General features: G+C 66.0%; 19 protein-coding genes and 1 tRNA gene. 11 read left to right on the top strand and 9 right to left on the bottom strand.

Annotated elements, in window-relative coordinates:
- Positions 1-42 precede the first annotated feature (42 nt).
- Entirely contained in the window at positions 43-1,143 is a 1,101-nt protein-coding gene (locus tag J2X42_RS16820) for an LLM class flavin-dependent oxidoreductase (RefSeq protein WP_310166973.1), read from the top strand.
- Positions 1,144-1,318: 175 nt separating this feature from the next.
- On the opposite strand, the gene J2X42_RS16815 is transcribed toward J2X42_RS16820, so the two are convergent.
- Together J2X42_RS16815 and J2X42_RS16810 are read right to left on the bottom strand one after the other, a co-directional pair.
- Entirely contained in the window at positions 1,319-2,056 is a 738-nt protein-coding gene (locus J2X42_RS16815) for a hypothetical protein (protein ID WP_310166972.1), read from the bottom strand.
- Complete coding sequence (locus tag J2X42_RS16810) at positions 2,053-2,784, bottom strand: hypothetical protein (protein ID WP_310166971.1); 732 nt, start codon at positions 2,782-2,784, stop codon at positions 2,053-2,055. The genes J2X42_RS16815 and J2X42_RS16810 overlap by 4 nt, the downstream gene beginning before the upstream one ends.
- A 286-nt stretch (positions 2,785-3,070) precedes the next feature.
- Here J2X42_RS16810 and J2X42_RS16805 point away from each other — a divergent pair, with 286 nt between their 5' ends.
- Positions 3,071-4,735 (top strand): ABC-F family ATP-binding cassette domain-containing protein, encoded by a 1,665-nt coding sequence (locus tag J2X42_RS16805; protein ID WP_310166969.1) that lies wholly within the window; start codon positions 3,071-3,073, stop codon positions 4,733-4,735.
- On the top strand, positions 4,732-6,645 hold the full coding sequence (locus J2X42_RS16800; RefSeq protein ID WP_310166968.1) for an ABC transporter ATP-binding protein: 1,914 nt from the start codon (positions 4,732-4,734) through the stop codon (positions 6,643-6,645). Before J2X42_RS16805 ends, J2X42_RS16800 begins: the two co-directional genes overlap by 4 nt.
- A 57-nt stretch (positions 6,646-6,702) precedes the next feature.
- Here the strand turns inward: J2X42_RS16800 and J2X42_RS16795 are convergent, their stop codons facing one another.
- From J2X42_RS16795 to J2X42_RS16785, 3 genes are all read right to left on the bottom strand, one after another.
- On the bottom strand, positions 6,703-7,122 hold the full coding sequence (locus tag J2X42_RS16795; RefSeq protein WP_310166967.1) for an NUDIX domain-containing protein: 420 nt from the start codon (positions 7,120-7,122) through the stop codon (positions 6,703-6,705).
- A 19-nt stretch (positions 7,123-7,141) separates the two neighbouring features.
- Positions 7,142-7,624: a DUF6314 family protein gene (locus tag J2X42_RS16790; protein ID WP_310166964.1), complete on the bottom strand. Its 483-nt coding sequence runs from the start codon at positions 7,622-7,624 to the stop codon at positions 7,142-7,144.
- A gap of 1 nt (position 7,625) precedes the next feature.
- A tRNA-Arg gene (locus tag J2X42_RS16785) sits at positions 7,626-7,698 on the bottom strand.
- Between the two features lie 83 nt (positions 7,699-7,781).
- Here J2X42_RS16785 and J2X42_RS16780 point away from each other — a divergent pair.
- On the top strand, positions 7,782-8,549 hold the full coding sequence (locus tag J2X42_RS16780) for a DUF998 domain-containing protein (protein ID WP_310166963.1): 768 nt from the start codon (positions 7,782-7,784) through the stop codon (positions 8,547-8,549).
- Here the strand turns inward: J2X42_RS16780 and J2X42_RS16775 are convergent.
- A complete protein-coding gene (locus tag J2X42_RS16775) occupies positions 8,527-9,171 on the bottom strand; it encodes a hypothetical protein (RefSeq protein ID WP_310166962.1) in 645 nt (214 codons plus the stop codon). The genes J2X42_RS16780 and J2X42_RS16775 overlap by 23 nt on opposite strands.
- 32 nt (positions 9,172-9,203) lie before the next feature.
- On the opposite strand from J2X42_RS16775, the gene J2X42_RS16770 reads away from it, so the two are divergent.
- From J2X42_RS16770 to sucD, 6 genes are all read left to right on the top strand, one after another.
- A complete protein-coding gene (locus tag J2X42_RS16770) occupies positions 9,204-10,034 on the top strand; it encodes an inositol monophosphatase family protein (RefSeq protein WP_131134124.1) in 831 nt (276 codons plus the stop codon).
- A 104-nt stretch (positions 10,035-10,138) separates the two neighbouring features.
- Positions 10,139-12,628: a DNA helicase PcrA gene (pcrA, locus tag J2X42_RS16765; RefSeq protein WP_396134103.1), complete on the top strand. Its 2,490-nt coding sequence runs from the start codon at positions 10,139-10,141 to the stop codon at positions 12,626-12,628.
- A gap of 78 nt (positions 12,629-12,706) precedes the next feature.
- Complete coding sequence (locus tag J2X42_RS16760) at positions 12,707-14,005, top strand: nucleotide disphospho-sugar-binding domain-containing protein (RefSeq protein ID WP_310166960.1); 1,299 nt, start codon at positions 12,707-12,709, stop codon at positions 14,003-14,005.
- 18 nt (positions 14,006-14,023) lie between these two features.
- Entirely contained in the window at positions 14,024-14,731 is a 708-nt protein-coding gene (locus tag J2X42_RS16755) for a hypothetical protein (protein WP_310166959.1), read from the top strand.
- Between the two features lie 222 nt (positions 14,732-14,953).
- The gene (gene sucC / locus J2X42_RS16750; RefSeq protein WP_310166958.1) at positions 14,954-16,123 is read left to right on the top strand and encodes an ADP-forming succinate--CoA ligase subunit beta; all 1,170 of its coding nucleotides are present in this window, start codon (positions 14,954-14,956) and stop codon (positions 16,121-16,123) included.
- An 11-nt stretch (positions 16,124-16,134) separates the two neighbouring features.
- Entirely contained in the window at positions 16,135-17,037 is a 903-nt protein-coding gene (gene sucD, locus J2X42_RS16745; protein ID WP_306921137.1) for a succinate--CoA ligase subunit alpha, read from the top strand.
- A gap of 144 nt (positions 17,038-17,181) precedes the next feature.
- Here sucD and J2X42_RS16740 read toward each other — a convergent pair whose 3' ends face one another.
- The 3 genes from J2X42_RS16740 to J2X42_RS16730 form a co-directional block, all read right to left on the bottom strand.
- Positions 17,182-17,664, bottom strand: coding sequence for an SRPBCC family protein (locus tag J2X42_RS16740; RefSeq protein WP_310166954.1), 483 nt, complete (start codon positions 17,662-17,664; stop codon positions 17,182-17,184).
- Positions 17,661-18,023, bottom strand: coding sequence for a metalloregulator ArsR/SmtB family transcription factor (locus J2X42_RS16735; RefSeq protein WP_310166950.1), 363 nt, complete (start codon positions 18,021-18,023; stop codon positions 17,661-17,663). Before J2X42_RS16735 ends, J2X42_RS16740 begins: the two co-directional genes overlap by 4 nt.
- 104 nt (positions 18,024-18,127) lie before the next feature.
- Positions 18,128-18,577 (bottom strand): MarR family transcriptional regulator, encoded by a 450-nt coding sequence (locus tag J2X42_RS16730; protein ID WP_310166948.1) that lies wholly within the window; start codon positions 18,575-18,577, stop codon positions 18,128-18,130.
- A gap of 172 nt (positions 18,578-18,749) precedes the next feature.
- On the opposite strand from J2X42_RS16730, the gene J2X42_RS16725 reads away from it, so the two are divergent.
- Positions 18,750-19,961 (top strand): MFS transporter, encoded by a 1,212-nt coding sequence (locus J2X42_RS16725; RefSeq protein WP_310166946.1) that lies wholly within the window; start codon positions 18,750-18,752, stop codon positions 19,959-19,961.
- The last annotated feature ends 76 nt before the right edge of the window (positions 19,962-20,037 follow it).

The raw sequence follows: 20,037 nt of genomic DNA, 5'->3' as shown, positions 1-20,037 counted from the left end.
CCTTCCGGGAATATGCATATGCATCTATTGCTTGGATAGGGCATGGAACTAGGAATCTTCAGCTTCGGGGACATCCACCGGGATCCCGTGCGCGGCACCACGGTGTCACCGGAACAGAACACCCAGGACCTCCTGGAGCGTGCCCGGCTCGCGGACCAGGTGGGACTGCACTACTTCGGGGTGGGCGAGCACCACCGCGCTGACTACTCCGTCACGTCGCCTGCAACCGTGTTGGCGGCTGCGGCGGCGCAGACCCGGCAGATCAAGGTGGGCAGCGCGGTCACCGTCCTCAGCACAGAGGACCCGGTCCGGGTGTTCCAGCAGTTCGCCACCATCGACCTCATCAGCCAGGGACGTGCGGAGCTGACGGCCGGGCGGGGCAGCTTCATTGAGTCCTACCCGCTGTTCGGCGCCCGCCTGGAGGATTACGACGCCCTCTACGAGGAGAAGCTGGAGCTGCTGCTCCGGCTCAACGCCCGGGAGCGGATTACCTGGAGCGGCGAGTTCCGTTCCGGGCTGGATGATGCCCTGATCCTGCCGCGTCCGTTCCCGGCGGCGGACGGCAGCCGCGAACTGGATATCTGGATCGCCACCGGCGGCACGCCGCAGTCGACCGTGCGTGCCGCGGCCCTGGGCAAGAACGTGATGTACGCGCTGCTGGGCGGATCCTTGCGGAACTTCGAGCGCCATGCCGCGCTGTACCGGCAGACCGCCGTCGAACATGGATTCGGTGCCGCAGGGCTAAAAGTGGGCGTCAGTGCCCCGGGGCTGGTCCTGCGGGACGCGGCGTCAGGAACGGGCCGGGCGAAGGAGGCCTTCCGGCCGTACTGGATGGACAGCATGCGCCGGATCTCGGCGGAGCGGGGATTTCCCACCCCCAGCGGTGTCACGTACAACATGGAGGCGGCGCCCGGCGGGGCGTTGTTCGTGGGCAACCCGGAGGAGGTTGCCGAAAAGATCGTCAGGATGCATGGGCACATGCAGCACGACCGGCAGATTTTCCAGCTGGACCTGTCCTCGGTGCCGCAGGAAACGGTCCTCGAAGCCATTGAATTGCTGGGCACCGAGGTGCTTCCCCTGGTGCAGCAGGAGCTGGGGTCCGGGGTTGCAACAGAAGCCCGGGCCGGCCAAAAGACGCCTTAAAACAGGCTGAGTGGGGGCGGTCCCCAACGGCCGCCACCACTCATCCCCCCAATGTGTGCAAAGGACCCTGAGGCGCAACGTCACAGAATTTATCCCCGTTCGTAGACGCCCCGCGCCTCGCCTTCACACATTCATGATTGTTTCACATTCTAATGATTTTGTGAATTTACGGAGGTTACTTTTCAGTAAAAGTCCCAGGCTTCGCCGCGCTGCGGCCGTAGCGGACCCTGGCCGCCCAGATGAGCGCCAGTCCCACAACGAAGCAAAGCACCGCGGTGTAGTTGACCACGAACTTTGCCGGCCCCCAGCTGGGGGGAGCTGCGGGGAAGAACAATGTCAGGGCAATGGCCACCGCACCCACGGCGAGCAGGAACGCTGCACTGCGGATTGCCACCGGGAGCGAACTGCGGAGGGCACGCACCATGGCCGGCAGCAGCACCAGGGAGACATACGCGGGGTACGCCCTGCCGGCCGCACCGTAGTATTCCACCAGCATGGCGTCAACGCCGCCCTTGATGGAGATTTGTGCCAACCCCGAAGACGAACCGCGTGTGTCGATCAGGATGAACACGCCAACAACGGCGAGTGAGACCAAGGCAAGGACCGCCATCCCAGTGCGGCCGGTCAGCAGCCGGTAGCCATCCGTGGCGCCGAAACCGCGGGTGACACGGATGCCGACGCAAAAGATGGCGGCGAAGATAACAAAGCGCAGGATGAGGTTTGCCAGGTTGAAGCCGCCCAGTGCCTGGTCAATGGTGACGTAGGGCGCTTCGATGCTGAGGAGGATGGCCACGGTCATCAGTGCAAAGATCCAGAACAGGGTCCGGTTCTCTCCCCGCACTGCGCTGGGAACCCGGGCAACGGCAATCAGGCCGCAAATGGCCAGGGTGGACCACTGAAGGATCTCGATCATCCCAGGTTCTCCCAGATTTTGTTGGTTTGTTCTTGGTCGTGTTCCTGGCGTTTCAGGGTCTTGCCCAGGGCCTGCAGCCGGTCTCCCGCCAAAGTGGTCAGCTCGCCGTCGGGCAGGCCGTCCAGGGCGGCCTGGCGGGCGTCAGGCGGCCAGCCGGCTTCGGCCTCAGTGATCAGTCCCGTGGCCACCAGCCCGCCGGCAGGCCCGACGCCGGCGGCCAGTGAGGTGGCAATGGCCAGTTCGGGCGACAAGCGGTTCGCCGTCAGCTGTGCCGAATAGTTTTGCGGCGCCACGCCGGTGGCGGCCGAGACACGGTGCCGCAGCTCGCCGTCGTCGATCGCCTCAACCCAGTTCTTGACCGAGGTGGCGTGCGGCGCAAGGCTCAGCGGCGGCCGCTCAGCAGACTTGCCGGCCGGATCCACGGCCGAGCGTGACAGCACGGCCCGCAGGAGGTCCGGGGTGGAGATCTGGCTGACCAGTTCACAGCGGGTGGGCGGGGCCGGGACCGCCAGCTGGCTGTAAGCCTCGAAGCCGGCGAGGGCGGACACGGGATTGACGCCATAGGCGCGGCTGATGCTCACCACGGTGGTCTCCGCGACCTTCCCGCGGACCAGCTGCTGCGCCAGGGTGGTGCGTTTGATCCCGGAGACCCGGCAGACGTCGGCTGTGCTGGCGTCGGGCGCAATGCCGTGCAGCCAGCGCTGGAACGCCTTGGCGGGGAGGGGCATGGAGTGCTCTCTTCAGAACGGATGGATACCACAATTTTAGCCTGCCGGGCGTGTGGGGATTTTACGCCGACTACCGATTCGACTATGCTTGATGGTCGAGCCCGTTGGTCCGTACACCCCCCAAGTCCGGACCAGCGGGTTCTTTTATGCCCTGCCGCGCGCGGGGCGGAATCACCCGGGTTTACCGCGAATTACCGCGGTTTCCTGCGGCTGTCCCGGAGGAACGACCGGGCCGCCGCCCCAGCGGGATTCCCCGCGGTCCGGCAGCATCGAGAGGATGGACCCCATGACTGCAACCCTTGTTGCCAAAGACCTTTCCGGAGGCCATGACCACCGGACGCTCTTCTCCAAGCTATCGCTGACAGTCTCCCCGGGTGACGTAGTCGGTGTGGTGGGAGCCAACGGTGCCGGCAAGTCCACCCTGCTCCGCCTGCTCGCCGGTGTGGACCAGCCGCAGGGCGGTTCCGTCAGCCTCGCCCCGGCCGACGCCTTCGTGGGGTGGCTGCCGCAGGAGCACGAACGGGTGGCGGGCGAGACCGTTGCCGCCTACATCGCGCGCCGGACCGGCTGCGCCCAGGCCACGGCAGAGATGGAATCCACCGCCGAAGCACTCGGATCGGGCGCCCCCGGGGCAGACGATGCCTATTCGCTGGCCTTTGACCGCTGGATGGCCTCGGGCGCGGCGGACCTCGACGAACGCATCCCGCCGGTTCTCGCGGACCTGGGCCTGGACACCGGCCCGGACGCTCCCATGACCGGGCTCTCCGGCGGCCAGGCCGCCCGGGTGGCCCTTGCTGCCCTGCTGCTGAGCCGGTTCGACATCGTGCTGCTGGACGAGCCCACGAACGACCTGGACCTCGCCGGGCTGGCCAAACTCGAGGCGTTCGTGCAGGGCCTCCGCGGCGGTGTGGTGCTGGTGTCTCATGACCGTGAGTTCCTGGCCCGCTGCGTCACCACCATCGTGGAACTTGACCTGGCCCAGAACTCGGTTGCCGTCTACGACGGCGGCTACGAGGCGTTCCTGGAGGAACGCGCCGTGGCACGCCGCCACGCCCGGGAACGGTTCGAGGAGTTCGCCTCCACCAAGGCGGACCTCGTCTCCCGGGCCCGCACCCAGCGTGAGTGGAGCTCCCAGGGCGTACGGAACGCCATGAAGAAAAGCCCGGACAACGACAAGATCCGCCGCGCCGCAAGCACCGAATCCTCGGAGAAGCAGGCGCAGAAAGTCCGGCAGATGGAATCCCGGATCGCCCGGCTGGACGTGGTGGAGGAACCGCGGAAGGAATGGCAGCTGCAGTTCACCATCGGCCAGGCGCCCCGGTCCAGCGCCGTGGTGGCAACCCTGCGTGACGCCGTCGTGAACCAGGGCGACTTCACCCTGGGACCGGTCAACCTCCAGCTCAACGCAGGGGAGCGGATCGGCATCACCGGCCCCAACGGAGCAGGCAAATCAACGCTGCTTCGGCTCCTCCTGGGAGTCCAGGCCCCGGACGCCGGCAACGCGGCCATGGGCGCCTCGGTGGCCGTCGGCGAAATCGACCAGGCCCGCGGACTGCTGGCGGGCCAGCTCAAGCTGGGTGACGCCGTCGAAGCCGTACTCACGGACATGACTCCCGCGGAGGTCCGCACGCTGCTGGCCAAATTCGGGCTGAAGGCGGACCACACGGCACGCCCCGTGGATTCGCTCTCACCCGGCGAACGCACCCGGGCCGCCCTGGCCCTCCTTCAGGCCCGCGGAGTGAACCTGCTGGTCCTTGACGAGCCCACCAACCACCTTGACCTGCCCGCCATCGAGCAGCTCGAGGAGGCCCTGGAAAGCTACGAAGGTGCCCTTCTGCTGGTCACCCATGACCGGAGGCTGCTGGAGAACGTGCGGCTGGATGTACGGTGGAATGTGGACAACGGGACGGTAACTGAGCTTATGACCGGCGCAACGGAGCAACAGCGATGAGCATGGAACGCGTGGCCTGGGGATCCCTCTACAACATCACCCGGGCCAAGAGCGGCTCCAAGCCGTTCTCCAAGGAAACCCTGAAACGGGTCCTGGGCTTCGCCCGGCCGCACCGGACAAAACTGATCGCGTTTGTGGCGCTCTCCATCGTGATGGCGTTCCTCGCCGTCGCCACGCCGGTCCTGGCCGGCCAGGTGGTGGACGCCATCGTGGCCAAGGCCGGCACCGGGGAGGTCATCCGCCTTGCCGTGCTGATCGCCGTCGTTGCGGTGGCCGAAGCCGGCCTGGGGCTGGTGAGCCGCTGGCTTTCCTCCACGATCGGCGAAGGCGTGATCGTGGACCTTCGCACCAGGGTCTTTGACCACGTGCAGAAGATGCCCATCGCGTTCTTCACCCGCACGCGCACCGGCGCGCTGGTCAGCCGCCTGAACAACGACGTCATCGGGGCACAGTCCGCCTTTGCCGGCACCCTGTCCGGTGTGGTCAGCAACGTCGTGGCGCTGGTCCTGACGCTGATCGTGATGCTGGGCACCTCCTGGCAGGTCACCGTGCTCGCGATGGTCCTGCTGCCGATCTTCCTGATCCCCGCACGGCGGATGGGTTCCCGGCTCGCGGACCTGCGGCGTGAGGCTGCCGAACACAACGCCGCCATGGGCACCCAGATGACCGAGCGGTTCTCCGCCCCCGGCGCCACGCTGGTCAAGCTTTTTGGCCGGCCGGACGAGGAATCCCGCGAGTTTGCCGTCCGGGCCGGCCGGGTCCGCGACATCGGCGTCCGCACCGCCATGCTGCAGTTCACCTTCGTCACCGCGCTGACGCTGGTATCGGCGCTGGCCCTGGCGCTTGTCTACGGACTGGGCGGCTGGCTGGCCATCGGCGGCCAGCTCGCTGCCGGTGACGTGGTGGTGCTGGCGCTCCTGCTGACCCGCCTGTACGCACCGCTCACGGCCCTGTCCAATGCCCGCGTGGAAATCATGAGTGCCCTGGTCAGCTTCGAGCGGGTCTTCGAAATCCTGGACCTCAAGCCGCTGATCCAGCAGAAGCCCGACGCCGTGGAGGTGCCGGCCGGACCGGTCTCCGTGGAGTTCGATGACGTCCGCTTCGCCTACCCCTCGGCGGACAAGGTGTCGCTGGCCTCGCTGGAAGAGGTGTCCACCCTGGACACCCGCGGCGGCGAGGAAGTGCTGCACGGCATCAGCTTCCGGGTGGAGCCGGGCCAGACCGTGGCCCTGGTGGGGTCATCCGGCGCGGGAAAGTCCACCATTGCGCAGCTGCTTTCGCGGCTGTACGACGTCGACTCCGGCGCCGTACGGCTCGGCGGCACCCTGCCGGGCTCCGGGCTGGACGTCCGGGATGCCACGTTCGACTCGGTGCGCGACACCCTGGGCATGGTGACCCAAGACGGCCACCTTTTCCACGAAAGCATCGCCTCCAACCTCCGGCTCGCCAAGCCGGACGCCACCGACGACGACATGTGGGAAGCCATCCGGCAGGCCCGGCTCGAGACGATGATCCGGTCCCTGCCCGACGGGCTGGACACAGTGGTGGGGGAGCGGGGATACCGGCTTTCCGGCGGTGAACGCCAGCGCCTCACTATCGCCCGGCTCCTGATTTCCCAGCCCCGTGTGGTGATCCTGGACGAGGCGACTGCCGCGCTCGACTCCACCAACGAAGCGGCCGTGCAGGCGGCCCTGGGCGCCGCGCTCGAGGGTCGTACCGCCGTCGTGATTGCCCACCGGCTGTCCACCATCCGTGCCGCCGACGTGATCCTGGTGGTGGAGGACGGGCAGATCGTGGAGCGCGGGACACACACTGAGCTGCTGGCGGCCGAGGGACGTTACGCGGAGCTGTACCGGACGCAGTTCGCCGAGGCCACGGCCGTGGCTGAGGAAGCCGTCCCGGAGTTCTAGCCCCCACGGGTTAGCTTTCGGCACTTAGGCGGGGCCATGACGCCGGGATCCCACCCCTCAGCGGCGGAGCGCGGCCAGTTCCGGCAGGATGTGGTCCGTCAGGAGCGGTGCGAGGTCCCCCGGCAGCGGGGCGCCCTGATCCAGTGCGGCTAGGTCCAGCCATCGGATCTCGGCGATCTCCGCTGATGGGTGGGCGGTCCAGGTCCCCGGCGCCGTGAACACTGTGGCTTCAATGTCCGTGGCGGCCTCGTTGGCGGCGTCGGCGATCCACACGCCCATCAGCTGCAGGTCGGCCGGATCGACGGTGATGCCGACCTCCTCCTGGAGTTCCCGGGCTGCGGCGTGGACGGCACTTTCGCCCGGTTCAGGCTTGCCGCCGGGGTGCATAAACATGCCGGTGCCTCGTTTGCGGACGGTCAGGAGCCGGCCGGCGGCGTCGAAAACGCAGACGGCGGAGACAACAATGCGGGCTTTCACGGCTCCGAGCCTAGCCGCTTCAGACCACCCGCCGCAGCGCCGAGGCCAGCAGCAGGTCCTTGCGCGGCCCGCTGACGTCCCAGGTGTAGCTGAACGCATCCGGACCCTCCAGCGCATACGCGACGCGGTATGTATCGGGGTCGCACCAGTGGTTGTCCAGGTTGGCTTCCGGTGTGAAGCTCATCCGGTGGAACGGCCGCCCGTCGGCGAAAAACACGTCCATCGCATCGGGATGTTCGGCGGGTTTGAGGAGGTATTCGCGGGATGCCGGGCCGGTGAACGTGGGCCAGCGCATGGTTCCTTCTTCGCGGAAGGCCAGGCCGCCGTCGTCCGTAGGAGAAAAATGTACGACGCCGGAAAAGGTTCCGTGAGTGCCTGCCGCGCGGTCCAGCAGTTGCCGTTCAACGGCCCAGTGCCCGGCCTGCGAAGGACCGAGCAGGTAGGCGCGGAGGTCGAAGTCCGGCCCCGCCTGCCCGGCAGCCTGGGGTTCGGGAAGGTTCAAGTGCCCTCGATTGGAATCGAACCAACGACACCGGCTTTAGGAGAGCCGTGCTCTATCCACTGAGCTACGAGGGCGCGTATCCGCTGTTCCGGCAGGGCCGGTCCGTCCGGACACGGATATAAGCATACAAGGTGGGAGGCCGTACTACGCTCTTGGCATGAGATCAGGCCCGACGTCCGCTCCAGCCACCGCCCTCATCCCGGACACGGCCTCCACCCGGCAGTACATCGGGGCGTGGTCTGTCCTGAGCGTGCTGCAGTACTTCGCCGCGGAAACTGCGGTGATCGGGGCGTGGGCCGGTCCGCAGCCCTACGACCGGCGGACCGGGTACATCAGCGACCTGGGCGCGGTTAACTGCGGTATCTACGACGGCAGGGACGTGTGTTCGCCGCTGCATTGGCTGATGAACGCCTCCTTTGTCATCCAGGGGCTGGGCATGCTCCTCGGGGCGCTGCTGCTGGGTTCCGGGCTGTTGTGCGTCGCGGCCAGGGCCGGAGCACGGGTCCAGCCAGGACGCGGGAAGCCGTGGCTGGCGGCTGCCTGGGTACGGACCCTCACCGGAGCTGCCGGTGCCGGGACCATGGTGGTGGGCCTGGTTCCGGAGGACGCCGGATCGGCCTTCCACTTCATCGGCGCGGTGGCGTATTTCCTTGCCGGCGCGGGTGCCCTCGTGGTGCTGGGCGTCCTGTGGCTGCGGCAGACCCCGCTGGGATGGTTCATCCTGGCGTGCGGCGTGGTGTCCCTCGCCGCGCTGGCAACGGGCGGGCTGACGGGCATGGACGTGCCGGAGCCGGGCACGCTCGAACGGCTGATGGGCTACCCGGTCACGCTGGGCGTGGCGGCCACGGGCCTGGTGATCGCGCAGCGGGTGCACCGGCACCGGAAAGAGCTGCGCGCCCGGGCTACTGCGGCGGGGCGGCCGTAGCGGATCCTGCGGCCGGCTTCTTCCCCAGGAACACGGCCGCCGCCCCGGCCAGCAGGCTGAGGACGAACAGGACCCACCCCGCAACGGTGAGCGCCGACGCCAAGGCGACCTGGCCGGCGTCGGGCGTTCCCGCGGCCAGCGCCGCATCGATGGCGACATTGCCCCACAGCCGGACCACCACGAACAGCAGAGGCACGGCCCAGAGGATCCAGCGGAGGGACTTCGTGGCCACATTGGTCCCGATCAGCAGCAGCCACGTGAAGCCGAAGATAAGCGGGAACAGGGTCCCGGCGGTCTTGTGGACGTAGTTGAGCTGGCCGCGGGCGTCGTCGTTCATGGCGGCGTGCAGCTCGCCAACGTAGCTGGTGTCGAAGCCGCCGACCAGTGAGTCCGGCATGGCTAAGCCGGTGAGGTCCCGCAGCTGGTCAAGGGTCAGCAGGTGGACGTACCAGAACAGGAACAGGCTGGCCGCCACGCCCGCGATGACGATCAGGTTGCTGTTGTTCCGGGCCTTCTGCGGCGACCGGCCAGTGGTGGGGTTGATGACCGGCGGGAGGTGGTGCTGCGGAACAGCTGCCTTGGAGCCGTGCTTCTTGATCCGCTGCGCAGGAGTTTTGGCCATGGCACCATTATCGCGCCCCATAAACTGGGGTCATGACCATAGGCCGGCACAGCGCTGTTGAACTTGACCCCTCACTGGACGACTACCAGCTCGCGTCGGCGCTGGTCCGGGAGGCGGGCCAGCTGGCCCTGCTGATGCGGATGGCCGGCCTGCAGTCACAGCAAAAAACCTCTGTCTCGGACGTCGTCACCGCCGCGGACCACGCGGCGGAGGCCTACGTGCTGGAACAGCTCCGGCGCTGCCGGCCCGAGGACGGCATCCTCGGTGAAGAAGGCGCGTCGGTCCAGGGGACCAGCGGCCGGACCTGGGTCATCGACCCCGTGGACGGCACTTACAACTTTCTGCATGGCTCCACCTACTGGTGCTCTGCGATAGCGCTCAAAGACTCCTCGGACGTGCTGCTCGGGGCGATTTTCCAGCCTGAGGAGGACAAACTCTGGCTGGGCGGCAGCACCCGGCACGCCACCCTGAACGGCGAGAGCCTGGGCGTCTTCCGCGACAACCACGGGTCCCGCAACGGCACCCCCGTGGCTGAACTCGGTGCTGCCACGTACATCCATCCCACCTGGCTGATGGATCCGCTGTGCGCCATGCCCTGGCACGCCGCAGCCACGTCCGCAGCCGCCCTGCGGATGCTCGGCTCGGGATCCTGCGACCTGGGACGGGTGGCAGACGGCCAGCTGGGGTGCTGGTTCCAGCACAGCTGCCCCGAGTGGGACTGGCTGCCCGGCAAGGCAATCGTCCGCGCCGCAGGCGGCGCCACGGACACGGTCCGGATCAACGGACTGGACTGGTTCATGGCCGGAGGCACGACGGCGGTACGCGAGCTGCGTGCGGCCCTTGAGTCCGGCTCGGTGGCCTGAGCCGCACGCCCCGGGAGCAGGGGAACCGCCGGGCGGACCTGCAGTAATCCACAGGCCGGAACTGAGTGTCGGCCCCACCGCCTAGACTTGTAGGCACCATGGATATGTTGTTTGACCCGTACTCTGACGGACCGTTCAAGGCCGCCCCCGCGGCCGCCGCCCGCACCAAGTCGCGCCCCGAAGGCCTCGCCCAGGCCTCCGAAATGGGAGGCGGCGGGGGAGGCCGGAGCACGGACAACCACCAGGCCGCGCACCACCGGCCGGACGCCGCGGAGCTGCTGCAGGGACTCAACCCGCAGCAGGAAGAGGCCGTCAAACACGCCGGCAGCGCCCTGCTGATTGTGGCCGGCGCCGGTTCAGGCAAAACCCGGGTGCTCAGCAACAGGATCGCGTACCTCATCGCCACACGCCGGGCACACCACGGCGAGATCCTGGCCATCACGTTCACCAACAAAGCCGCCGCGGAAATGCGGGAGCGCATCGAAGTCCTGGTGGGCGGCCGTGCCAAAATCATGTGGATTTCCACCTTCCACTCCTCCTGCGTGCGCATCCTCCGGCAGGAAGCGGCCAACATCGGCCTGAAGTCCAACTTCTCCATCTATGACTCCGCGGACTCGCTCCGGCTGGTCACGCAGGTGTCCAAAAGCCTGGACCTGGACCCCAAGAAGTTCGCGCCCAAGGCCATCCAGCACAAGATCTCGGCACTCAAGAACGAGCTCATCGACGCCGACTCCTACACGTCCTCCGCGAACCACAACGATCCGTTCGAGTCCGCCGTCGCCGACGTCTTCAAGGGCTACACCCAGCGGCTGCGGCAGGCCAACGCCATGGACTTTGACGACCTCATCGCCGAGACCGTCTACATGTTCCGGGCCTTCCCGGCGCTCGCCGACTCCTACCGGCGGCGGTTCCGGCATGTCCTGGTGGACGAGTACCAGGACACCAACCACGCCCAGTACGCGCTGGTGCGCGAAATCGTGGGCGAGGGTCCCGGCGCCTCCGAGCTCACCGTCGTGGGCGACTCCGACCAGTCCATCTACGCGTTCCGCGGCGCCGACATCCGCAACATCGTGGAGTTCGAAAAGGACTACCCGGACGCGCGCACCATCAAGCTGGAACAGAATTACCGCTCCACGCAGAACATCCTCAGCGCCGCCAACTCCGTCATCTCGCGCAACCCCAACCGCCCGGACAAGCGGCTGTGGACGGCCGAGGGCGAAGGCCACAAGATCATCGGCTACGTCGGCGAAAACGAGCACGACGAAGCCCAGTTCATCGCCAAGGAAATTGACCGGCTCCAGGACGAGGACAACCTCCGCCCAGGCGATGTCGCCATTTTCTACCGCACCAACGCGCAGTCCCGCTCCATTGAGGACGTGCTGGTGCGGGTAGGGCTTCCGTACAAGGTGGTTGGCGGCACCCGCTTCTACGAACGCAAGGAAATCAAGGACGCGCTGGCGTACCTCCGCGTGCTGGTCAACCCCGACGACGACGTCAACCTGCGCCGCGTGCTGAACGAACCCAAGCGCGGCATCGGCGACCGCGCCGAGGGCGCCGTGGCTGCGCTGGCGCAGCGGGAGCGGATGTCCTTTATGGCCGCCGCCCGCCGCGCCGAGGAAGCCCCCGGCATGGCCACCCGTTCCGTCAACGCGGTGCTGGGGTTCGTGAAACTCCTGGACGATCTCGCCGAAGTGGCGGCCGGTTCAGGCGCGGCGGCTGCCCTCGAAGCGGTGCTGGAGCAGACGGGTTACCTGGCCGGCCTGCGTTCGAGCACCGATCCTCAGGACGAGTCCCGCGTGGAAAACCTGGCGGAACTGGTCGCCGTCGTCCGTGAATACGAACAGGAAAACCCCGAAGGGTCGCTGGGCGCCTTCCTGGAACAGGTGTCGCTCGTCGCGGACGCCGACCAGATCCCGGACGCTCCGGGCGCCGATATCGACGCCGCCGTGGCGGAAGCCAAACGGCTGGGTGTGGTCACGCTCATGACCCTCCACACCGCCAAGGGCCTCGAGTTCCCCGTAGTGTTCCTGACCGGCATGGAGCACGGGCTGTTCCCGCACCAGCGTTCAGCCACCGACCCCAAGGAACTCGCCGAGGAGCGCCGGCTCGCCTATGTGGGCCTGACGCGCGCCCGCAAGCGCCTCTACGTCACGCGTTCAGAGGTCCGCAGCATGTGGGGCCAGAGCCAGTACAACCCCGCCAGCCAGTTCCTTGAGGAAATCCCGGCCGAACTGCTGGAGTGGAAACGCGAAGGAACCAGCCGGCAGACCGGCGGCTGGGGCAGCGGATCCATCGCCTCCAACCGGTACAGCGGATCCTTCTGGGGTGCCGGCACGGCCCGTGGCGCGGCGGCTGACTCCTCGGCCGGGTTCAACTCGGATGTTCCCGCCATCATCGCCAAGAACCGGGTGCAGCCGCAGAAGGAGATCGTTGCGGTCAGCGTGGGGGACAAGGTCAACCACACCAGCTTCGGCAACGGCACGGTGCTGGCGCTTGAAGGCGCCGGTGACAAGACGGTGGCAAAGGTCAAATTCGACGTGGGGGAGAAGCGGCTCCTGCTGCGCTACGCGCCGCTGACCAAGCTCGACGCCTAGGACCGGCTGCCCTTGTCCGGGGACCCGGGCTGGCATACAGTTCAGGAAAATTGAGTACGGCAGATTCGGGGCACTACCGTGAAGATCCTGTTCGCCAGCCAGGCCATTGACGGCCATTTCAACCCGATGACAGGCGTCGCGATGCGCCTGAAGGACCGCGGCCATGACGTCCGCTGGTACACCGGCCCGATATTCGCCGGGAAGCTCCAGGGCCTTGGCATTGAGCACTTCCCGTTCCGCCGGGCGATCGAGCACCGAGCGGACAACCTGAACGAGCTGTATCCGGAGCGGGCCAAGCTCAAGGGGCCCCTGGCCATCGGCTTCGACGGGGAAAAGATCTTTGCCAGCAACATCAGCAATTTCTTTGAGGACATCCGCGAACTGAACGCGGATTTTCCATTCGACGTTGCCGTGGCGGACAGCTCCATGTTCATTCACCGATTGGTTTCCCACTTGTTGGGCAAACCCCTGGTGAATTTTGTGGCGATCCCCAACATGGAAAGCGATCCGATGGTCCCCCCGCTGTTCTTTGGGTTCAAGCCGCCCCGGAACCCGGTGGAGCGGGCAGTGCAGGCTGCAGCGGGGTTCCTTTCCGACAAAGTCATCCTCAGGCCCGCCAGCCAGAGCTACCGGCGGCAGCACGCCGTGTACGGGCAGGACGTGCCCCGCGAGGGACGGCTGACCGACGAGCCCTACCGCTGCTCCGAAGCCATCATTCAGACGGGTCCGGAGTCGTTCGACTATCCCCGCCGGAACGTCAACACGAAAGTGCACTATGTGGGAGCCCTCCTGCCGTACAGGCCCGCCGCTTCAGCCGGAACGGCCGCCGAAGGCGATGATGTCTGGCCGTCCCATCCCGCGACCCTGCTGGTGACGCAGGGGACCGTGGACAACCTGGATCAAAACAAGCTGATCATCCCGGCCCTCGAAGCCGTGAAAGACATGGATGCGCTGGTGATCGTTGCCACCGGAGGTCGCAGCACCGAGGCACTCAGAGCCCGCTACCCACAATCCAACGTCGTCGTGAGAGATTACGTCGACTTCGCCAAGGTCCTCGAGTTCACCGATGTATTCATCAGCAACGGCGGGTTCGGCGGCGTGCAGCTCAGCCTGTCCAAGGGTGTCCCCTTGGTGGTGTCGGGCATCAACGAGGGCAAAAGTGATGTCAACGCCCGGGTGGAATACGCGGGCGTCGGCATCAACCTGGGAACGGAGTCACCCAAGCCTGCCGACATTGCCAAGGCAGTCGAAAGAGTCCTGACGGAGCCCGGCTGGAAGGACCGCGCAGGGAAGATGCGTGAACAGCTTAATGCCGCAGATCCGGCTGAGGCTGCTGCCGCCGTCGTGGAGGGCGTGGTGAAGCAGTCCGCGGGTTGAAGCCGGCATCCGGGCATAATGGAGCCCATGCGACGGACTGTATTGGGGATCCTGGCCGCCTTCTTCCTGCTGGCGGTCACGGCGTGTTCCATCACCACCGAGGACCCCGGCTACGTGGCTCCGCCGCCGCTGCCCGCACTGGAACAACTGGAGCAGGCAGCCCTGGCTGATCCGGCCCCCTTCGCTGCCGGCGACGACATCCTCTCCTTCGTGACTGAGGACCGCTCCATCGTGTGTTCACTGACCTCGGCCAAGGGCGAGCACATCAAGCTTCCCTATGAGCAGAACAACTTCAGCGACAGCGCGAACACCAAGCTTGCTACGGTTCCCGTGGCGCACTGCGAGCTCGCAAGGTATCCCAAGCCGGCAGCCGCCGATGTGAAGGACGACTGCGCCGGTACCGGCCTGGGGTACCTCGGCGGTACAGCCTTGCTGACTCCTGAGTCGGCAACCTACGGCGGGTGCCGTTCCGGCGTCACACAAATGGAGGCGGCCTACGGACCCGAGGGGAACAAGGCCGGCCCGATCACCCAGCTTCCGGCCCTTCCGGAAGGGCAGAACCTGGAGCGGAACGGGCTGCGCTGTTCGGCCTACAACGGCGGCGTGGCGTGCGGAAACGTGTCCGCAGGCGTCGGATTCTTTGTTGCACGGGACCGCTACGAACTTATTTCCAAGGCGTCCGAACCCGCTTCCATTGCCCCGTCAGAGGCCCCAAAAACCCCGTAATCTAGGGCTTTTTCTACGCTCCATAGAATAGTGTCCTTACTCACATAAGCGGTAGTCTGGGACGGGCCGGTCCCCAGAAAGGACTAGAGTTCCGAAAGGAGCATTGCGCCGCGTGGCTCGTTTCCAACCAGTCGCAGGTGCTTGCAATTCCGCAGCCCGGTCACCGTCTTCGATGGTGCCCGACTGTACAGAAACTACTTCGACGTAGAAGGACACTAAACCGTGGACCTGTTTGAATACCAGGCGCGCGATATGTTCGAGGCGCACGGTGTACCCGTGCTTGCTGGCATCGTGGCGTACACCCCAGAAGAAGCAAAGGCAGCTGCCGAGAAGATCGGCGGCGTAACTGTCGTTAAGGCCCAGGTTAAGGCCGGTGGCCGCGGTAAGGCCGGCGGCGTCAAGGTTGCCAAGACCGCCGACGAGGCACTTGAGCACTCCACCAACATCCTGGGCATGGACATCAAGGGCCACACCGTCAACAAGGTGATGATCGCCCAGGGTGCTGACATCGCCGAGGAGTACTACTTCTCCGTCCTGCTGGACCGGGCAAACCGCAACTACCTGGCCATGTGCTCGGTAGAGGGCGGCATGGAGATCGAGCAGCTCGCCGTCGAACGTCCGGAAGCGCTGGCCAAGATCGCCATCGATCCCGCGGTCGGCATCGACCAGGCCAAGGCTGACGAGATCGTTGCAGCCGCAGGCTTCGCTGAGGAACTGCGCGGCAAGGTCGCCGCTGTGATCCTCAAGCTGTGGGACGTCTTCAATAAGGAAGACGCCACCCTGGTTGAGGTCAACCCGCTGGTCAAGACCGGCGCCGGCGACATCGTGGCACTGGACGGCAAGGTCTCGCTCGACGAGAACGCCGACTTCCGCCACGCCAAGCACGCACTCCTTGAAGACAAGGACGCAGCGGACCCGCTCGAGGCCAAGGCCAAGGCGCAGGACCTGAACTACGTCAAGCTGGACGGCTCCGTAGGCATCATCGGCAACGGTGCAGGCCTGGTCATGTCCACCCTGGACGTCGTTGCCTACGCCGGTGAAAACCACGGCAACGTCAAGCCCGCCAACTTCCTGGACATTGGCGGTGGAGCTTCCGCAGAGGTCATGGCAGCAGGCCTCGACGTCATCCTCGGCGACGAGCAGGTCAAGTCCGTGTTCGTGAACGTCTTCGGTGGCATCACCGCGTGTGACGCCGTCGCCAAGGGCATCGTTGGTGCGCTGGCCGAGCTGGGCCACTCCGCGAACAAGCCGCTGGTAGTCCGCCTCGACGGCAACAACGTTGAGGAAGGCCGCCGCATCCTGGCCGAGGCCAACCACCCGCTGGTTACCCTGGCCGCCACCATGGACGAGGGCGCCGACAAGGCCGCCGAGCTCGCCAACGCAGCTAAGTAAAGGGACGCACCATGTCTATCTATCTGAACAAGGACTCCAAGGTCATCGTCCAGGGCATCACCGGCGGCGAAGGCACCAAGCACACCGCCCTGATGCTGAAGGCCGGCACCAACATTGTTGGCGGCGTCAACGCCCGCAAGGCCGGCACCACGGTCCTGCACGGTGAGAACGAAATCACCGTTTTCGGCACCGTCAAGGAAGCCATGGCTGAAACCGGCGCCGACGTCTCCATCGTCTTCGTGCCGCCGGCATTCACCAAGAACGCCGTTGTGGAAGCCATCGAGGCAGGCATCGGCCTGGTCGTTGTCATCACCGAAGGCGTGCCGGTCCAGGATTCCGCCGAGTTCTGGGCCCTGGCCCAGTCCAAGGTTGACGCCGACGGCAACCAGGTCACCCGCATCATCGGGCCGAACTGCCCCGGGATCATCACCCCGGGTGAAGCCCTGGTGGGCATCACCCCGGCCAACATCACGGGCAAGGGCCCCATCGGCCTGGTTTCCAAGTCGGGCACCCTGACCTACCAGATGATGTACGAACTGCGCGACCTGGGCTTCTCCACCGCCATCGGTATCGGCGGCGACCCCGTCATCGGCACCACGCACATCGACGCCCTGGCTGCGTTCGAAGCTGACCCCGAAACCAAGGCGATTGTCATGATCGGCGAAATCGGCGGCGACGCCGAAGAGCGTGCGGCTGACTTCATCAAGGCCAACGTCACCAAGCCGGTTGTTGGCTACGTTGCCGGCTTCACCGCTCCCGAAGGCAAGACCATGGGCCACGCCGGCGCCATCGTCTCCGGTTCCGCAGGAACCGCCCAGGCCAAGAAGGAAGCACTTGAGGCTGCAGGCGTGAAGGTCGGCAAGACGCCGTCCGAGACCGCCAAGCTGCTGCGCGAAGTCTACGCAGCGCTCTAGTCGGTAATACCGCTACGCGGGGTCACTCCCTGCCCGTTCCAGAGGTTGGATCGGGTATGGAGTGACCCCGCGTTGCTGTTTAAGTACGACGGCGGACGGTCACCTTCTCCGGAAAGTGACCGTCCGCCGTCGTACTTTTGTGCCCTAGACCTTTGCGCCGCTCAGCAGCTCATCCAGCCGCTCGTAGCCCTCCGTCATGCCGCCCTCCATGCCGGACTGCGCCATGCCGTCCCGCGCCTCCTGGGTGGGGTAGACAGAGTGGCCCCGCAGGCGGGTGCGTCCGTTGCCAAGGTCCTCAAAGGTCATGAATTCGAGGCTGACAACATCCGGGTAGCCGCCGAACTCGAAGGTCTGGATGGCGAATTCGTTTTCCCGGACGGTGTGGAAGACTCCGCTGAATTCGTAGGCGACGCCGTCGGGCCCCGTGTGCAGGTAGCTGTAGGTGCCGCCGGTGCGGAAGTCGTAGTGGTCGATGTCCATCTTCAGTCCCCGCGGGCCGAGCCACTGGACGATCAGGTCAGGGTCCTTATGCGCGCGGAACACGTCCGCGACCGGGAAATCGAACTCGCGTTCGTAATCGATGAAGGGGAGTCCTTCGGGAACGCTGAGTTTCAGGGAATTGCTCATGATGACTCCTTAGGGATGCTCACCGCTGGCGCGGTGCTGGATCGAAGCACGGCATCGAGGCTGCGGAACTGCCCCTCGCGGACCAACCGGTACTGGTCAATCCAGGCGGTGAGCGCCTCCAGCCGTGCGGGGTTCAGGTGGACGGGCCGGCGTTGCGCGTCACGCGTACGCGTGACCAGCTGTGCCTGCTCGAGGACCTGGATGTGTTTCGAGACCGCCTGTTTGGTGATCGCGAAGGGTTCTGCCAATTCATTGACCGTGGCCGGGCCCCGGCTGAGCCGGGCGATGATGAGGCGGCGCACGGGATCGGCCAGTGCCATAAAGGCCGAGTCCAGTGATGCATCGTCGGTGGAGCTCATCGTGCTGCGAGGCCTTCCTGCTCTAAATCAATCAAATCATTGATCAATGAGTTGGTTGATTACAAATCTATGCCTGATGCACTCTCCGGTCAAGAGGCTTTGAGTTAGACGCTGGCGTGGAGTCCGGGGAGCGCGTCCACCAGCGCGGTCAGCTCCGGAATCGCCTGGGCCTCGGCCAAGGCGCGCTCCAGCGTCGCGTCGTGGACCGGCCGGACGCCCTCCAGGAGGGCCACGCCGCTGGTGGTGAGTTCGGTGTAGATTCCGCGGCGGTCGTCCGCGCAGAGGATCCGCGTGAGCAGGCCGCGGTCCTCAAGGCGGTTGACCAGGCGGGTGGTGGCGCTGGCGCTGAGGGCGGTGGCGCGGGCCAGTTGCTGCATCCGCATGTGCCAGCCGTCCTGCCGGCTGAGAGCGTCCAGAACGGTGTACTCCACGACCGATAGCTGTGACTCTGCCTGGAGTGAGCGTTCCAGTTCGCCTTCGATCAGCCCGTGCAGCGCCGCGAGGGTGCGCCAACCCTGTGCGCGGACTTCCACGGCGTCATCCTTGATACCCATTCTCTTGTCCTCTTCCGGTGGCCATCCCAGCGGCACGAGGGCCTGCACGTGGATCTAGCCAGTAATAGTTGCTTGCGCGGTGTATTTGCGTGTGCAACAATAAATAACGCGTCTGCAACTAATAGCTTACGCGTCCTATCTTCTCCCGTACAGTTTTCAAAGGAGCACCCCTATGCCCATTGGCCTGATAGCCCTCGCGCTCGGCGGGTTCGGCATTGGACTCACCGAGTTCGTTATCATGGGCCTGTTGCCCGAGGTGGCCGCCGACTTCCGGGTCAGCGAGGCCACGGCGGGCTGGCTGATCTCTGGCTACGCCCTCGCCGTTGTGGTTGGTGCCCTGCTGCTGACGGCGGCCGTGACCCGCTTTGAACGCAAGCCCGTCCTGGCCGTACTGCTGGTGCTGTTCGTCGCCGGCAACCTCATCTCGGCCATCGCCCCCGGCTACGGCGTGATGATGGCCGGCCGCATCATCGCCGCACTGGCCCACGGCGCCTTCTTTGGAATCGGCGCCGTAGTGGCGGCGGACATGGTGGCCCCCACCAAAAAGGCCGGCGCCATCGCCATTATGTTCACCGGACTCACCGCTGCCAACGTCCTGGGCGTGCCCTTCGGCACCATGCTGGGACAGGCAGCAGGCTGGCGCTCCACCTTCTGGGCCATTACCGTCATTGGCGTTATCGCCCTGGCTGGAATCATCACCCTGGTTCCCAGGACCGGCCACGGGGACACTGTCCCCGGAACCTTGCGCAGCGAACTGAGGGCCTTCCGCTCCGGCCAGGTCTGGCTCTCCATCCTGGTCACGATCCTCGGCTACGGCGGCATGTTCGGCGCGTTCACTTACATCGCTTATACGCTCACCGAAGTCTCCGGCTTCGCGGCATCCGCCGTGCCGTGGCTGCTGATCGTCTTCGGCGTGGGCCTCTTCATCGGCAATACCATCGGCGGCAAGGCCGCGGACCGCAACGTTGACCGTACCCTCATCGTGGTCCTCGCGATCCTGGTGGTTGTCCTCGTGGCTTTTGCCCTGACCGCCGGCAACCAGGTGCTCACTGTCGCCTCCATCGTCCTGATGGGCGGCTTCGGCTTCGCCACAGTCCCCGGCCTGCAGATGCGTGTGATGACATACGCGGCCGGCGCACCCACCCTCGCTTCCGGTGCCAACATTGGGGCCTTCAACGTCGGCAACGCCCTTGGCGCCTGGCTCGGCGGCGTGACCATCACCGCCGGTCTCGGGTATACCTCACCCATCTGGGCCGGTGCCGGCATCACGCTGCTCGGGCTGGCCGTGATGGTCATCGCCGCCGCCCGGGCCAAGAGGCCTGCCGCGCAGCAGGTATCCATCGGCAGCGAAGTTGCCGCCTATCCCGTCACGGCCCTCATGTAGGCCTCCTGGCCGTACGCGTAACCGGCCAATGAGGTTCCGCTTATTCTGCACAAGTACGACGACGGACGGTCACCAT

The organism is Arthrobacter sp. BE255 (genome assembly GCF_031457335.1).
In the GTDB taxonomy this organism is placed as follows: domain Bacteria; phylum Actinomycetota; class Actinomycetes; order Actinomycetales; family Micrococcaceae; genus Arthrobacter.
Note: the sequence above shows the minus strand (reverse complement) of the source record. Positions and strands in the feature narration are given on the sequence as shown.

Bases quoted from the DNA above. Each gene is read 5' to 3' on its own strand.
- J2X42_RS16820 (WP_310166973.1), top strand. From the start codon at position 43: ATGGAACTAGGAATCTTCAGCTTCGGGGACATCCACCGGGATCCCGTG.
- J2X42_RS16755 (WP_310166959.1), top strand. From the start codon at position 14,024: ATGGAGCCCATGCGACGGACTGTATTGGGGATCCTGGCCGCCTTCTTC.
- J2X42_RS16740 (WP_310166954.1), bottom strand. From the start codon at position 17,664: ATGAGCAATTCCCTGAAACTCAGCGTTCCCGAAGGACTCCCCTTCATC.
- J2X42_RS16805 (WP_310166969.1), top strand. From the start codon at position 3,071: ATGACTGCAACCCTTGTTGCCAAAGACCTTTCCGGAGGCCATGACCAC.
- J2X42_RS16770 (WP_131134124.1), top strand. From the start codon at position 9,204: ATGACCATAGGCCGGCACAGCGCTGTTGAACTTGACCCCTCACTGGAC.
- J2X42_RS16780 (WP_310166963.1), top strand. From the start codon at position 7,782: ATGAGATCAGGCCCGACGTCCGCTCCAGCCACCGCCCTCATCCCGGAC.
- pcrA (WP_396134103.1), top strand. From the start codon at position 10,139: ATGTTGTTTGACCCGTACTCTGACGGACCGTTCAAGGCCGCCCCCGCG.
- J2X42_RS16815 (WP_310166972.1), bottom strand. From the start codon at position 2,056: ATGATCGAGATCCTTCAGTGGTCCACCCTGGCCATTTGCGGCCTGATT.
- J2X42_RS16735 (WP_310166950.1), bottom strand. From the start codon at position 18,023: ATGAGCTCCACCGACGATGCATCACTGGACTCGGCCTTTATGGCACTG.
- sucD (WP_306921137.1), top strand. From the start codon at position 16,135: ATGTCTATCTATCTGAACAAGGACTCCAAGGTCATCGTCCAGGGCATC.
- J2X42_RS16800 (WP_310166968.1), top strand. From the start codon at position 4,732: ATGAGCATGGAACGCGTGGCCTGGGGATCCCTCTACAACATCACCCGG.
- J2X42_RS16775 (WP_310166962.1), bottom strand. From the start codon at position 9,171: ATGGCCAAAACTCCTGCGCAGCGGATCAAGAAGCACGGCTCCAAGGCA.
- J2X42_RS16725 (WP_310166946.1), top strand. From the start codon at position 18,750: ATGCCCATTGGCCTGATAGCCCTCGCGCTCGGCGGGTTCGGCATTGGA.
- J2X42_RS16810 (WP_310166971.1), bottom strand. From the start codon at position 2,784: ATGCCCCTCCCCGCCAAGGCGTTCCAGCGCTGGCTGCACGGCATTGCG.
- J2X42_RS16730 (WP_310166948.1), bottom strand. From the start codon at position 18,577: ATGGGTATCAAGGATGACGCCGTGGAAGTCCGCGCACAGGGTTGGCGC.